11 protein-coding genes, 4 tRNA genes and 1 rRNA gene are annotated in these 14,989 nt (G+C 55.0%); all 16 read left to right on the plus strand.

Annotated features, from left to right (window positions below; genetic code table 11):
• The first annotated feature begins 11 nt into the window (after positions 1-11).
• A 5S ribosomal RNA gene (gene rrf, locus RYC17_RS08095) occupies positions 12-127 on the plus strand.
• Positions 128-272: 145 nt separating this feature from the next.
• On the plus strand, positions 273-1,232 hold the full coding sequence (gene birA / locus RYC17_RS08100; protein ID WP_193601038.1) for a bifunctional biotin--[acetyl-CoA-carboxylase] ligase/biotin operon repressor BirA: 960 nt from the start codon (positions 273-275) through the stop codon (positions 1,230-1,232).
• Positions 1,222-1,971: a pantothenate kinase gene (locus RYC17_RS08105; protein ID WP_122259607.1), complete on the plus strand. Its 750-nt coding sequence runs from the start codon at positions 1,222-1,224 to the stop codon at positions 1,969-1,971. Before birA ends, RYC17_RS08105 begins: the two co-directional genes overlap by 11 nt.
• Positions 1,972-1,978: 7 nt before the next feature.
• Positions 1,979-2,407 (plus strand): hypothetical protein, encoded by a 429-nt coding sequence (locus RYC17_RS08110; RefSeq protein WP_058408616.1) that lies wholly within the window; start codon positions 1,979-1,981, stop codon positions 2,405-2,407.
• A gap of 142 nt (positions 2,408-2,549) precedes the next feature.
• Positions 2,550-2,634: transfer RNA gene (locus RYC17_RS08115), tRNA-Tyr, on the plus strand.
• 24 nt (positions 2,635-2,658) lie between these two features.
• Positions 2,659-2,732 (plus strand) — tRNA-Gly (locus RYC17_RS08120).
• 26 nt (positions 2,733-2,758) lie between these two features.
• Positions 2,759-2,834 (plus strand) — tRNA-Thr (locus RYC17_RS08125).
• A gap of 165 nt (positions 2,835-2,999) precedes the next feature.
• Positions 3,000-3,075: transfer RNA gene (locus tag RYC17_RS08130), tRNA-Trp, on the plus strand.
• Positions 3,076-3,121: 46 nt separating this feature from the next.
• On the plus strand, positions 3,122-3,490 hold the full coding sequence (secE, locus tag RYC17_RS08135; RefSeq protein WP_002555502.1) for a preprotein translocase subunit SecE: 369 nt from the start codon (positions 3,122-3,124) through the stop codon (positions 3,488-3,490).
• 9 nt (positions 3,491-3,499) lie between these two features.
• Positions 3,500-4,033: a transcription termination/antitermination protein NusG gene (gene nusG / locus RYC17_RS08140; RefSeq protein ID WP_002555501.1), complete on the plus strand. Its 534-nt coding sequence runs from the start codon at positions 3,500-3,502 to the stop codon at positions 4,031-4,033.
• A 118-nt stretch (positions 4,034-4,151) separates the two neighbouring features.
• A complete protein-coding gene (rplK, locus tag RYC17_RS08145) occupies positions 4,152-4,583 on the plus strand; it encodes a 50S ribosomal protein L11 (RefSeq protein ID WP_002555500.1) in 432 nt (143 codons plus the stop codon).
• Positions 4,583-5,278 carry a 50S ribosomal protein L1 gene (gene rplA, locus RYC17_RS08150; protein ID WP_002555499.1) on the plus strand — a complete coding sequence of 232 codons (696 nt, stop codon included), beginning with the start codon at positions 4,583-4,585 and terminating at the stop codon, positions 5,276-5,278. Before rplK ends, rplA begins: the two co-directional genes overlap by 1 nt.
• Before the next feature lie 200 nt (positions 5,279-5,478).
• Complete coding sequence (rplJ, locus tag RYC17_RS08155) at positions 5,479-5,979, plus strand: 50S ribosomal protein L10 (protein WP_002555498.1); 501 nt, start codon at positions 5,479-5,481, stop codon at positions 5,977-5,979.
• A gap of 79 nt (positions 5,980-6,058) precedes the next feature.
• Positions 6,059-6,424, plus strand: coding sequence for a 50S ribosomal protein L7/L12 (gene rplL, locus RYC17_RS08160; protein ID WP_002555497.1), 366 nt, complete (start codon positions 6,059-6,061; stop codon positions 6,422-6,424).
• Positions 6,425-6,645: 221 nt separating this feature from the next.
• The gene (rpoB, locus tag RYC17_RS08165; RefSeq protein ID WP_058402690.1) at positions 6,646-10,719 is read left to right on the plus strand and encodes a DNA-directed RNA polymerase subunit beta; all 4,074 of its coding nucleotides are present in this window, start codon (positions 6,646-6,648) and stop codon (positions 10,717-10,719) included.
• A 64-nt stretch (positions 10,720-10,783) separates the two neighbouring features.
• A complete protein-coding gene (gene rpoC / locus RYC17_RS08170; protein WP_002555495.1) occupies positions 10,784-14,983 on the plus strand; it encodes a DNA-directed RNA polymerase subunit beta' in 4,200 nt (1,399 codons plus the stop codon).
• The last annotated feature ends 6 nt before the right edge of the window (positions 14,984-14,989 follow it).

Consider the following 14,989-nt stretch of genomic DNA (forward strand, 5'->3'; position numbering starts at 1 on the left):
TACCCGAATTTCTTGACGACCATAGAACATTGGAACCTCCTGATCCCATCCCGAACTCAGTAGTGAAACGATGTATCGCCGATGGTAGTGTGTGGTTTCCCCATGTGAGAGTAGGTCATCGTCAAGATTAAATTCCAGAAACCCTCATCGCTTACGCGTTGAGGGTTTTTGTTTTTCTGCTGCACAAAAGCCACCATGAAAATACATTTTCGTTTCTATGCAGCATGCTCCTGCGTGGCTATTATGCGTGCCTCATTGCCAGGCGACTCCAAATGCTGACCTTGTTAACGCTTCTTGCCGATGGTGCATTTCATTCTGGACAGGTATTAGGCAGTGCCCTCGGCATAAGCCGCAGTGCGGTCTGGAAGCAGCTTCAGCAACTTGAAGCTGACCTCGGCATAGAGGTGCACAAAGTGCGCGGACGGGGTTATCGACTGGCAACGCCTATTTCGCTTTTAAGCCCCGCTGGCATAGCCCAGTGTGGACTCCCTGCCAACTGGTCTGTACGCACCTACGACACTATCGACTCAACCAATGCAGAGGCCGCGCGCCTGATTGCTCAAGGGGCTCCCATGCCTTTGCTGGTGGTGGCCGAGCAGCAAACCTCAGGAAGGGGCAGGCGTGGTCGAAAGTGGGTAAGTCCATTTGCCGAGAACCTGTATTACAGTCTGGTCCTGCGCATTGATGGTGGAATGCGTCAGCTGGAAGGTCTCAGCCTGTTGGTCGGATTGGCTGTGATGAAAGTACTGCGTGATATTGGGGTTCAAGGAGCTGGCCTGAAATGGCCTAATGATGTGCTGGTAGGGAGGCAGAAGATTGCCGGCATTTTGCTTGAGCTTGTTGGTGATCCGGCAGATGTTTGTCATGTGATCATCGGAATAGGGGTGAACGTGAACATGCGGTCATCGAGCGAAGTGGATCAGCTATGGACGTCGATTCGACTCGAAACCGGCAGCCTTGCTGATCGAAATCGGATTGCAGCCCTTATAAGCAGTCAGCTTGAGTCTCTTCTGGCAGTTCATCGCAAGGAAGGCTTCGTGGCTTTTCAGGATGAGTGGGAGCGCGGGCATTTGTGGCAGGGAGCTACCGTCAGATTGCTTTCAGGAGCTGAGGCAGTTGAAGGGGTGGTCTTGGGAGTCGATTCGCTTGGAGCGTTGCGTTTGGAAGTGAATGGGGTAGAAAAGAGCTTTAGTGGTGGCGAGCTCAGCCTGAGGTTGCGAGATGATTCTTGAGCTCGACTGTGGCAACAGCTTCATCAAGTGGCGGATAACAGCGAAAGGTGATGCAACAGTGATTAGCGGCGGGGTTGTGGACTCCGATGCTGCCTTGCTGACGCACTTGAGCAATCTGCCTGACACATCATTCACTGACTGCCGTCTGGTGAGTGTGCGTAGCGCCGAAGAAACCGCGAGGCTTGTCTCTTTGCTGGCTGACACCTTTTCCGTTGCGCCTGTCTGCGCGGAACCTGCTCAAGAGCTTGCTGGCGTGATTAATGGCTATGACGACTTTGCGCGTCTGGGGCTGGACCGCTGGCTGGCTTTTGTAGGTGCTTACCATCTCGCCAGGAGTGCGTGCCTGGTGATCGATCTGGGAACCGCTGTGACGTCTGATTTTGTCGACGCCGGTGGCGCCCATCTCGGTGGCTTCATCTGTCCTGGAATGCCCTTGATGCGCAATCAGTTGCGTACCCATACCCGTCGCATCAGATATGACGACACAGAGGCTGAAAAAGCCCTGGCCCGTCTTGTTCCTGGGCGTGCGACTGCAGAGGCTGTAGAGCGCGGCTGCTCGTTGATGCTTCGCGGTTTTGCATTGACTCAGATTGAGATAGCGCAGGGGTACTGGGGCAACGATTTTGCTATTTTTGTGACTGGCGGGGATGCTGCGCTGGTTGCGGATGTACTGCCGGGGGCTCGTATTGTTCCTGATCTGGTCTTCGTGGGTCTGGCTCTGGCTTGCCCTTTGCGTTGAGGTCTCTATGCGTTGGTTATTTCTTCTGCTGTTGATGCTTAATGCCTTTTATTACCTCTGGCATCAGCAGGAGGCTCCGCTCAGGGCCAAAGAGGTCATGCCACTGTCGTTGCATCGCGCTTCCCAGCAGGATATTCGTCTGCTTAGCGAGTCGGATGCGGGGCGCGCGTCGCGTGATGCTGACACGAGGTGTCTGTATGTCGGTGGCTTTGCCAGGCAAGAGGATGCTCGGCTGGTGGAGCAGCGCTTGAACAGTCTGGATATCCAGTCTCAATTTCAGTCACTGCAAACGAGCGGGGCGACGGCCTACTGGTTAAGAATTGCCCCGGAAAGTCGACGTCTTGTGGAGGCAGGTGTGATCAATCAATTGAGTCAGGATTTCCCACAATTAAAAAATCAAATAATGTCGTGCGAGGGCATTGCAACTGCTGAGTAGTTTACATAGAATGGCGCCCGCTTCGCAGCGAGGTGAAAGTCTCGCGAACGGGGTGGTAGTAGTCAACGCATGTAACCTCAGGTTTTTACTGAGAAAAAGGTTGACAGAAGGGCAGCATGAGTTGAGAATGCTGCCTCGCTTAGGAGGGGTTCCCGAGCGGCCAAAGGGATCAGGCTGTAAATCTGACGTCTACGACTTCGAAGGTTCGAATCATTCCCCCTCCACCAGATTTAGCGCGATCTGCAAATTGCGCGGGTATAGTTTAGTGGTAGAACCTCAGCCTTCCAAGCTGATGATGCGGGTTCGATTCCCGCTACCCGCTCCAGGTTTGTGGTTCATGCATTGTGTTTTGCTCTTGTAGCTCAGTTGGTAGAGCACACCCTTGGTAAGGGTGAGGTCAGCGGTTCAAATCCGCTCAAGAGCTCCATTGCTAAAGGCAGATATGAAAATATCTGCCTTTGTTTTAGGTGGTTGCGCTGTGCGTGATCCGCTTGAAGCTTGTTCGGAGTGCGTCACCTGTAAGGCGCTCCCTGAATAAGGTGTTGAAAAACTCTCGTCAGGTCCGCATAATGGTCGGCCTGATTTTGCTTTTAGGTCAGTAGCTCAATTGGCAGAGCGACGGTCTCCAAAACCGTAGGTTGGGGGTTCGATTCCCTCCTGACCTGCCAGATTTCCTAGATGTAATCTGGCTTTCTTTTCACAGGATCTCCGTAGATGAATCCCAAGGCTGAAGCATCAGACTCTCGCTTTGATATGCTGAAGTGGCTCCTGGTAGTCGTTTTGGTTGTCGTGGGTGTTGTCGGTAATCAGTATTATTCTGCTGAGCCGATCCTGTACCGCGTTCTTGCTCTCCTTGTGATTGCTGCTGCAGCTGCATTTGTCGCGCTCCAGACCGGTAAGGGTAAAGCCTTCTTCGTTTTGGCGAAAGAAGCTCGCGCTGAGATTCGTAAAGTCGTATGGCCTACTCGCCAAGAAACCACTCAAACCACGTTGATCGTTGTGGCAGTTGTGCTGGTTATGGCGTTGCTGTTGTGGGGGCTTGATTCCCTGCTCGGCTGGCTTGTTTCCTTGATAGTTGGCTAAGGGTGTCCCGTGGCTAAGCGTTGGTACGTAGTGCATGCTTACTCGGGTTACGAGAAGCATGTCATGCGCTCGTTGATCGAGCGTGTGAAGCTGGCAGGCATGGAAGATGGCTTCGGCGAAATTCTGGTTCCCACTGAAGAAGTGGTTGAAATGCGTAATGGCCAGAAGCGCAAAAGCGAACGCAAGTTCTTCCCAGGTTACGTGCTTGTCCAGATGGACATGAATGAGGGTACTTGGCACTTGGTCAAGGACACCCCGCGTGTCATGGGCTTCATCGGCGGTACCGCAGATAAGCCTGCTCCGATCACTGACAAAGAAGCAGAAGCGATTCTGCGTCGTGTTGCTGACGGTAGCGACAAGCCGAAGCCGAAAACTCTGTTCGAGCCGGGTGAGGTTGTTCGTGTCACCGACGGTCCGTTCGCTGATTTCAACGGCACGGTTGAAGAAGTTAACTACGAAAAGAGCCGGATTCAAGTGGCGGTGCTCATTTTCGGACGCTCTACCCCGGTAGAGCTGGAGTTCAGTCAGGTCGAAAAGGCATAACTGAGCTGGAATCCCATACCCCGCAGCCCAAGGCTGTGGGGTTTTTTCGTCACTGGGATATACGCGTAAGTAACCGGGGAGCCTTTATTGGCGCTTGAACCCGTAATTGGAGTGCCTCATGGCCAAGAAGATAACCGCATACATCAAGCTGCAAGTGAAAGCCGCTCAGGCTAACCCAAGCCCGCCAGTTGGTCCTGCTCTGGGTCAGCACGGTGTGAACATCATGGAATTCTGCAAAGCGTTCAACGCCCGTACTCAGGGTATTGAGCCAGGCTTGCCGACTCCAGTGATCATCACTGTATACAGCGACCGTAGCTTCACTTTCGAAACAAAAAGTACTCCTGCATCGGTTCTGCTGAAGAAAGCTGCAGGCTTGACCAGCGGCTCGGCTCGCCCGAACACCGTTAAAGTTGGCACCGTGACTCGTGCTCAGCTGGAAGATATCGCTAAAGCAAAAAATGCGGATCTGACTGCAGCTGACATGGAAGCGGCCGTGCGTACCATCGCCGGTTCCGCTCGTAGCATGGGCCTTAACGTGGAGGGTGTGTAATGGCTAAGCTGACCAAGCGTCAAAAGGCAATCGCCAGCAAGATCGAAGCTGGTAAGTCTTACAATTTCGTAGACGCCGCAGCCCTGCTGACCGAGCTGTCGACCGTCAAGTTCAGCGAGTCTGTAGACGTTGCTGTTAACCTGGGTGTTGATCCTCGTAAGTCCGACCAGGTTGTTCGTAGCGCTACCGTACTGCCGCACGGCACTGGTAAAACTGTACGCGTTGCAGTGTTCACTCAGGGTCCTGCTGCTGAAGCTGCTCTGGCTGCCGGTGCTGATCGCGTTGGTATGGATGATCTGGCTGCTGAAATGAAAGCGGGCGATCTGAACTATGACGTCGTTATCGCTTCCCCGGACGCAATGCGCGTTGTGGGTCAGCTGGGTCAGGTTCTCGGTCCTCGTGGTCTGATGCCTAACCCGAAAGTCGGCACCGTTACTCCTGACGTGGCTAACGCCGTCAAGAACGCCAAGGCTGGTCAGGTTCGTTATCGCACCGACAAAAACGGCATCATCCACACTTCCGTTGGCAAGGTCGGTTTCGACGCTGTCAAGCTGAAGGAAAACGTTGAAGCCCTGATCGCTGATCTCAAGCGTATCAAGCCTGCTTCTTCGAAAGGTATTTACGTCAAGCGCATCACCCTGAGCACCACTATGGGCCCAGGCCTGGTCATCGACCAGGGTTCGTTGGAAGCGTAAGACAGAAACTGTGCGGTTTTACGCCGTACCGTTTGAAAGATTGGGGTCCCTGCCTGGCGGGGGCTATCCAAGACCGTAGGCGACGCAAGTCTTAAACCTCAAGCCTACGCAGATGGTGCTCCCGGTTCCTTACCGAATCAGACACCAAAACGACATCTGACTCCGGTCGGATGAAACGGTAACAAGCAGGAGTTAAACCCGTGGCAATTAAACTCGAAGACAAGAAGGCCATCGTCGCTGAAGTCAACGAGGCTGCCAAAGCTGGTCTGTCCGCTGTCGTGGCTGATGCCCGCGGTGTGACGGTCGGCGCTATGACCGGACTCCGTAAAGAGGCTCGTGAAGCTGGCGTTTACGTACGCGTTGTACGTAACACCCTGCTCAAGCGCGCTGTTGCTGACACTGAATTCAGTGTCCTCAACGACGTGTTCACTGGCCCGACCTTGATTGCGTTCTCCAACGAACATCCTGGCGCTGCTGCCCGTCTGTTCAAGGAATTCGCCAAAGGTCAGGACAAGTTCGAGATCAAGGCAGCTGCGTTCGAGGGCAAGTTCCTCGCAGCTAATCAGATCGATGTACTGGCAAGCCTGCCGACCCGTAACGAAGCAATTTCTCAGCTGATGAGCGTGATTCAAGGCGCTACCAGCAAGTTGGCTCGTACTCTGGCGGCTGTTCGCGACCAAAAAGAAGCAGCTGCAGCCTAAGGCTGAGTCAGATCTTTTCGCGTATTTTTGTTTATTTTGATGGTCGCGTAGGCCGTCCCCCAATTCAGGAAATTGAGTCATGTCCATCTCTCAAGACGATATCCTTAACGCCGTAGCTGAAATGTCCGTTCTGCAGGTTGTAGAGCTGATCAAGGCGTTCGAAGAGAAGTTCGGCGTTACCGCTGCTGCCGGTTCGGCTGGTCCAGCTGTTGCTGCTGCTGTTGTTGAAGAACAAACTGAATTCAACGTCATGCTGCTGGAAGCTGGCGAGAAGAAAGTTAACGTCATCAAGGCAGTACGTGAACTGACCGGTCTGGGCCTGAAAGAAGCCAAGGCAGTCGTTGACGGCGCGCCAGCAATGGTTCTGGAAGCTGTTGCCAAAGACGCAGCTGACAAAGCCAAAGCTACTCTGGAAGAAGCAGGCGCTAAAGTCGAGCTGAAATAAGCACCGACTTTGAGTGTCCAGCCCACGCGATTAGCGAAAGGCTGATGGCTGGTGGCTTTTGCCACCGGCCTTTTTCCGTTATAGACGATTGGCGCTGTCAACGTCTGTAATGTGCGGTATCCACCGATGGCGGTGGCGCAAACCAAGGGGTTTGCAAGATTTTCTGGCTGCTTCCGTCGGGAGGGAGCCAAACAAGCAGGTGACCAAGCTGGGGAACGCTGATGGCTTACTCATATACTGAGAAAAAACGTATCCGCAAGGACTTTAGCAAGTTGCCGGACGTAATGGATGTGCCGTATCTCTTGGCCATCCAGCTGGATTCGTATCGCGAATTCCTGCAGGCGGGAGCGACCAAAGATCAGTTCCGCGACGTCGGTCTGCATGCAGCCTTCAAATCCGTTTTCCCGATCATCAGCTACTCCGGCAATGCTGCGCTGGAGTATGTAGGTTATCGCTTGGGCGAACCGGCATTTGATGTCAAGGAATGCGTGCTGCGCGGTGTGACTTACGCAGTACCTCTGCGGGTCAAGGTCCGTCTGATCATTTTCGACAAAGAATCGTCGAACAAAGCGATCAAGGACATCAAAGAGCAAGAAGTCTACATGGGTGAAATCCCCCTGATGACTGAAAACGGTACCTTTGTAATCAATGGCACCGAGCGCGTTATCGTGTCTCAGCTTCACCGCTCGCCTGGCGTATTCTTCGACCACGACCGTGGCAAGACGCACAGCTCCGGTAAGCTGCTTTACTCCGCTCGTATCATTCCTTACCGTGGTTCGTGGCTGGACTTCGAGTTCGATCCGAAAGACTGCGTATTCGTCCGTATCGACCGTCGTCGCAAGCTGCCTGCGTCCGTACTTCTGCGCGCTCTGGGTTACACCACCGAGCAAGTGCTCGATGCTTTCTACACCACCAACGTATTCCATGTGCGCGGCGAAAACCTGAGCCTGGAACTGGTGCCTCAGCGCCTGCGTGGTGAAATTGCCGTTCTGGATATTCTGGACGACAAGGGCAAGGTCATTGTCGAGCAGGGTCGCCGTATTACCGCTCGTCACATCAACCAGCTGGAAAAAGCCGGGATCAAAGAGCTGGAAGTACCTCTGGACTACGTCTTGGGTCGTACCACTGCCAAGGTCATCGTGCATCCGGCAACCGGTGAGATCATTGCCGAGTGCAACACCGAGCTGAACACTGAAATCCTGGCCAAGATCGCCAAGGCTCAGGTCGTTCGCATCGAGACGTTGTACACCAACGATATCGACTGCGGTCCGTTCGTCTCTGACACGCTGAAGATCGACTCCACCAGCAACCAACTGGAAGCGCTGGTCGAGATCTATCGCATGATGCGTCCTGGCGAGCCTCCGACCAAGGATGCAGCCGAAACGCTGTTCAACAACCTGTTCTTCAGTCCTGAGCGTTATGACCTTTCTGCTGTAGGTCGGATGAAGTTCAACCGTCGTATCGGTCGTACCGAAATCGAAGGTTCGGGTGTGTTGTGCAAGGAAGACATCGTAGCGGTCCTCAAGACCCTCGTTGACATCCGTAACGGCAAAGGCATCGTCGATGACATCGACCACCTCGGTAACCGTCGCGTTCGTTGCGTTGGCGAGATGGCCGAGAACCAGTTCCGTGTAGGTCTGGTCCGTGTCGAGCGCGCTGTCAAAGAGCGTCTGTCCATGGCAGAAAGCGAAGGCCTGATGCCTCAGGACCTGATCAACGCCAAGCCTGTTGCGGCGGCGGTCAAGGAGTTCTTCGGTTCCAGCCAGCTTTCCCAGTTCATGGACCAGAACAACCCGCTTTCCGAGATCACTCACAAGCGTCGTGTTTCTGCACTCGGCCCTGGCGGTCTGACTCGTGAGCGTGCCGGCTTTGAAGTTCGAGACGTTCACCCGACTCACTACGGCCGTGTCTGCCCGATCGAGACGCCTGAAGGTCCGAACATCGGTCTGATCAACTCCCTGGCGGCCTATGCCCGCACCAACCAGTACGGCTTCCTCGAGAGTCCGTACCGTGTGGTCAAGGAAGGTCTGGTCACCGAAGAGATCGTCTTCCTTTCGGCGATCGAAGAAGCGGACCACGTCATTGCTCAGGCTTCGGCCGCAATGAACGACAAGCAAGAGCTGATCGACGAGCTGGTTGCTGTGCGTCACTTGAACGAATTCACCGTCAAGGCGCCAGCCGATGTCACCCTCATGGACGTTTCGCCCAAGCAGGTTGTCTCGGTAGCCGCGTCGCTGATTCCGTTCCTCGAGCACGATGACGCCAACCGCGCATTGATGGGTTCCAACATGCAGCGTCAGGCTGTACCGACCCTGCGTGCCGACAAGCCGCTGGTAGGTACCGGCATGGAGCGCAACGTTGCCCGTGACTCCGGCGTTTGCGTCGTGGCCCGTCGTGGTGGTGTGATCGACTCGGTTGACGCCAGCCGTATCGTTGTTCGCGTTGCCGATGACGAAGTAGAAACAGGTGAGGCAGGTGTAGATATCTACAACCTGACCAAATACACCCGTTCGAACCAGAACACCTGCATCAACCAGCGTCCGCTGGTCAGCAAGGGTGACCGTGTTCAGCGTAGCGACATCATGGCCGACGGCCCGTCCACCGATATGGGTGAGCTGGCTCTGGGTCAGAACATGCGCATCGCGTTCATGGCCTGGAACGGTTTCAACTTCGAAGACTCGATCTGTCTTTCTGAGCGTGTTGTTCAGGAAGACCGCTTCACCACGATCCACATTCAGGAACTGACCTGTGTGGCACGTGACACCAAGCTTGGGCCTGAAGAGATCACCGCCGACATCCCGAACGTGGGTGAAGCGGCTCTGAACAAGCTGGACGAAGCGGGTATCGTTTATGTAGGTGCCGAAGTAGGCGCCGGCGACATCCTGGTCGGTAAGGTCACTCCGAAAGGCGAGACCCAGCTGACTCCGGAAGAAAAACTGTTGCGCGCGATTTTCGGTGAGAAAGCCAGCGACGTTAAAGACACCTCCCTGCGCGTGCCTACAGGCACCAAGGGTACTGTCATTGACGTTCAGGTCTTCACCCGTGATGGCGTCGAGCGTGATGCACGTGCCCTGTCCATCGAGAAGTCGCAACTCGACGAGATCCGCAAGGATCTGAACGAAGAGTTCCGTATTGTCGAAGGCGCTACTTTCGAACGTCTGCGCTCTGCGCTGGTGGGTCGTGTAGCCGAAGGCGGTGCTGGCCTCAAGAAAGGTCAGGAAATCACCAACGAAGTGCTTGATGGTCTTGAGCATGGTCAGTGGTTCAAACTGCGCATGGCTGAAGACGCTCTGAATGAGCAGCTTGAGAAAGCTCAGGCCTACATCGTTGATCGTCGCCGTCTTCTGGATGACAAGTTCGAAGACAAGAAACGCAAACTGCAGCAAGGCGATGACCTGGCTCCAGGCGTTCTGAAAATCGTCAAGGTCTACCTGGCAATCCGTCGTCGCATCCAGCCGGGCGACAAGATGGCCGGTCGTCACGGTAACAAGGGTGTGGTCTCCGTGATCATGCCGGTTGAAGACATGCCGCACGATGCCAATGGCACGCCGGTGGATATCGTCCTCAACCCGCTGGGCGTACCTTCGCGTATGAACGTTGGTCAGATTCTCGAAACCCACCTGGGCCTCGCGGCCAAAGGTCTGGGCGAGAAGATCAACCGCATGCTTGAAGAGCAGCGTAAAGTTGCTGAGCTGCGCAAGTTCCTTAACGAGATCTACAACGAAATCGGCGGTCGTCAGGAAACTCTGGAAGACCTCAGCGACAACGAAATCCTGGACCTCGCCAAGAACCTGCGTAACGGCGTACCGATGGCTACCCCGGTTTTCGACGGTGCCAAGGAAAGCGAAATCAAGGCAATGCTCAAGCTGGCAGATATGCCGGAAAGCGGCCAGATGCAGCTGTTCGACGGTCGTACCGGCAACAAGTTTGAACGTGCTGTAACGGTTGGCTACATGTACATGCTGAAGCTGAACCACTTGGTGGACGACAAGATGCACGCGCGTTCCACTGGTTCGTACAGCCTGGTTACCCAGCAGCCGCTGGGTGGTAAGGCACAGTTCGGTGGTCAGCGTTTCGGGGAGATGGAAGTGTGGGCGCTGGAAGCATACGGCGCGGCGTACACTCTGCAGGAAATGCTCACAGTGAAGTCGGACGATGTGAACGGTCGTACCAAGATGTACAAAAACATCGTGGACGGCGATCACCGTATGGAGCCGGGCATGCCCGAGTCTTTCAACGTGTTGATCAAAGAAATCCGTTCGCTCGGTATCGATATCGATCTGGAAACCGAATAACACGTGACGCGAATCGGGGGCAGGGCGGTATTGCCTGCTCCCTGCTCCGCCAGGAGGAAAAGCCTTGAAAGACCTACTGAATTTGCTGAAAAACCAGGGTCAAGTCGAAGAGTTCGACGCAATCCGTATCGGACTTGCATCGCCTGAGATGATCCGCTCTTGGTCGTTCGGTGAAGTTAAAAAGCCGGAAACCATCAACTACCGTACGTTCAAGCCTGAGCGTGACGGTCTGTTCTGCGCCAAGATCTTTGGCCCGGTAAAAGATTACGAGTGCCTGTGCGGTAAGTACAAGCGCCTGAAGCACCGTGGTGTCATCTGCGAAAAATGCGGTGTTGAAGTAGCACTGGCCAAGGTTCGTCGCGAGCGCATGGCTCACATCGAGCTGGCTTCGCCGGTTGCTCACATCTGGTTCCTGAAATCGCTGCCGTCCCGTATCGGCTTGCTGATGGACATGACCCTGCGTGATATCGAACGTGTTCTCTACTTCGAGAGCTATGTCGTTATCGATCCAGGCATGACTACCCTTGAAAAAGGTCAGCTGCTGAACGACGAGCAATACTTCGAAGCCCTCGAAGAGTTCGGTGATGACTTCGACGCCCGCATGGGTGCCGAGGCTGTCCGCGAACTGCTGCACGCTATTGATCTGGAGCACGAAATTGGCCGTCTGCGTGAAGAAATTCCGCAAACCAATTCCGAAACCAAAATCAAGAAGCTGTCCAAGCGTCTGAAATTGATGGAAGCCTTCCAGGGTTCCGGCAACCTCCCTGAGTGGATGGTGCTGACCGTTCTGCCGGTTCTGCCGCCAGATCTGCGTCCTCTGGTTCCGCTTGACGGTGGCCGTTTCGCGACGTCCGACCTCAACGATCTGTATCGTCGGGTGATCAACCGTAACAACCGTCTGAAGCGTCTGCTGGATCTGTCTGCTCCCGACATCATCGTGCGTAACGAAAAGCGCATGCTGCAGGAAGCGGTCGATGCATTGCTCGACAACGGTCGTCGCGGTCGTGCGATCACAGGTTCGAACAAGCGTCCTCTGAAGTCCCTGGCTGACATGATCAAGGGTAAGCAAGGTCGTTTCCGTCAGAACTTGCTCGGTAAGCGCGTTGACTACTCGGGCCGTTCGGTAATTACCGTAGGTCCGACCCTGCGTCTGCATCAGTGCGGTCTGCCGAAAAAAATGGCTCTCGAGCTGTTCAAGCCGTTCATCTTCGGCAAGCTGGAAATGCGTGGCCTGGCCACGACCATCAAGGCTGCCAAGAAGATGGTCGAGCGCGAGCTGCCAGAGGTCTGGGACGTTCTTGCTGAAGTCATTCGCGAACACCCAGTGCTTCTGAACCGTGCGCCAACTCTTCACCGTCTGGGCATCCAGGCGTTTGAACCAGTATTGATCGAAGGTAAGGCTATTCAGCTGCACCCGCTGGTCTGTGCTGCGTACAACGCCGACTTCGACGGCGACCAGATGGCCGTTCACGTACCTCTGACGCTGGAAGCTCAGCTCGAAGCGCGTGCACTGATGATGTCGACCAACAACATCCTGTCGCCAGCCAACGGTGAGCCAATCATCGTTCCTTCGCAGGACGTTGTACTGGGTCTGTATTACATGACTCGTGAAGCGATCAACGCCAAGGGCGAAGGTCGTGTGTTTGCGGATCTGCAGGAAGTCGACCGCGTATTCCGCGCCGGCGAAGCGGCTCTGCATGCCAAGGTCAAGGTTCGTATCCACGAAACGGTCAACGACCGTGATGGTGGCAGCGTCAAGAACACCCGTATCGTCGACACCACTGTTGGCCGTGCGTTGCTGTTCCAGGTGGTTCCGGCCGGCCTGTCGTATGACGTCGTCAACCAGCCTATGAAGAAGAAGGCGATCTCCAAGCTGATCAACCAGTGCTATCGCGTGGTTGGTTTGAAAGAGACCGTGATCTTCGCTGACCAGTTGATGTACACCGGTTTTGCCTACTCGACCATTTCGGGTGTTTCCATCGGCGTTAACGACTTCGTTATCCCGGATGAAAAAGCTCGCATCATCGACGCGGCCACCGAAGAAGTTAAAGAGATCGAAAGTCAGTACGCCTCCGGCCTGGTAACCCAGGGCGAGAAGTACAACAAGGTGATCGACCTCTGGTCCAAGGCCAACGACGAAGTGTCCAAGGCAATGATGTCGAACCTCTCGAAAGAGAAGGTCATCGATCGTCATGGCGTCGAAGTTGACCAGGAATCCTTCAACTCGATGTACATGATGGCTGACTCCGGTGCGCGTGGTTCTGCTGCCCAGATTCGCCAGCTGGCAGGTATGCGTGGTTTGATGGCCAAGCCTGACGGCTCCATCATCGAAACGCCGATCACTGCGAACTTCCGTGAAGGTTTGAGCGTACTTCAGTACTTCATCTCCACTCACGGTGCTCGTAAGGGTCTTGCGGATACCGCACTGAAAACCGCTAACTCCGGTTATCTGACTCGCCGTCTGGTAGACGTTGCTCAGGATCTGGTGGTTACCGAGGTGGATTGCGGTACCGAGCACGGTCTGCTGATGACTCCGCACATTGAAGGCGGTGACGTTGTAGAGCCGCTGGGTGAGCGCGTACTGGGTCGAGTTATCGCCCGTGACGTGTTCAAGCCGGGTACAGAGGACGTCATCGTTCCTGCTGGCACGCTGGTAGACGAGAAGTGGGTCGAGTTCATCGAGCTGAACAGCATCGACGAAGTGATCGTTCGCTCGCCAATCAGCTGTGAAACGCGCTACGGCATCTGTGCCAAGTGCTACGGTCGCGACCTGGCTCGCGGTCACCAGGTCAACATCGGTGAAGCTGTCGGCGTAATCGCTGCACAGTCGATCGGTGAGCCGGGTACCCAGCTGACAATGCGTACGTTCCACATTGGTGGTGCGGCAAGCCGGACCTCGGCAGCCGACAGCGTTCAGGTGAAGAATGGCGGTACTGTCCGTCTTCACAACCTGAAGCACGTTGAGCGTGTTGACGGTCACCTGGTTGCGGTATCCCGCTCCGGTGAGCTGGCCATCGCTGATGACTTCGGTCGCGAGCGTGAGCGTTACAAACTGCCATACGGTGCAGTGATTTCGGTGAAGGAAGGCGACAAGGTCGACGCTGGCTCTATCGTGGCCAAGTGGGATCCGCACACTCACCCAATCGTCACCGAGATGAAAGGTACTGTTACCTACGTCGGCATGGAAGAAGGCATCACGATCAAGCGTCAGACAGACGAATTGACCGGTATGACCAACATTGAAGTGCTTGATGCCAAAGACCGTCCGGCTGCCGGCAAGGACATCCGTCCTGCTGTGAAGATGGTTGGTCTGGATGGCAAGGATCTGCTGTTGCCGGGTACTGACGTACCTGCTCAGTACTTCCTGCCAGCCAACGCCCTGGTCGGTGTGGCTGACGGTGCGCAGATCGCGATCGGTGATGTTATCGCTCGTATTCCGCAGGAAACTTCGAAGACTCGTGACATCACCGGTGGTCTGCCGCGTGTTGCCGACCTGTTCGAAGCCCGTCGTCCGAAAGAGGCGTCGATCCTTGCAGAAGTCAGCGGTACCATCGCATTCGGTAAAGAAACCAAAGGCAAGCGCCGTCTGGTCATTACCCCGAACGACGGTAGCGATCCGTACGAAGAGCTGATTCCGAAGTGGCGTCACCTGAACGTCTTCGAAGGCGAGCAAGTGAACCGCGGCGAAGTTATCTCCGACGGTCCTAGCGATCCACACGACATCCTGCGTCTGTTGGGTGTGAGTGCGCTGGCCAAGTACATCGTTAACGAGATTCAGGACGTATACCGTCTGCAAGGCGTGAAGATCAACGACAAGCACATCGAGACGATTCTGCGTCAGATGCTGCGCAAAGTTGAAATTGCCGAGTCTGGCGATTCCAGTTTCATCAAGGGCGACCAGATGGAATTGACTCACGTACTGGTAGAAAACGAGCGTTTGAGCACGGAAGACAAGTTTGTCTCCAAGTTCACTCGCGTGTTGCTGGGTATCACCAAGGCATCGCTGTCCACCGAGTCGTTCATCTCCGCGGCCTCCTTCCAGGAGACAACCCGCGTACTGACCGAGGCGGCTGTGACTGGCAAGCGCGATTATCTGCGCGGCCTGAAGGAAAACGTGGTTGTGGGTCGTCTGATCCCGGCCGGTACCGGTCTGGCTTATCACAGCGAGCGCAAGCGTCGTCGTGAAATGGACAAACCGACCCGTGTCAGCGCGAGCGAAGTAGAAGCCGCTCTGACTGAAGCGTTGAACTCCAGCGGTAATTGAGACTAA

It is taken from the genome of Pseudomonas syringae group sp. J248-6 (assembly GCF_032586995.1).
Lineage (GTDB): Bacteria > Pseudomonadota > Gammaproteobacteria > Pseudomonadales > Pseudomonadaceae > Aquipseudomonas > Aquipseudomonas amygdali.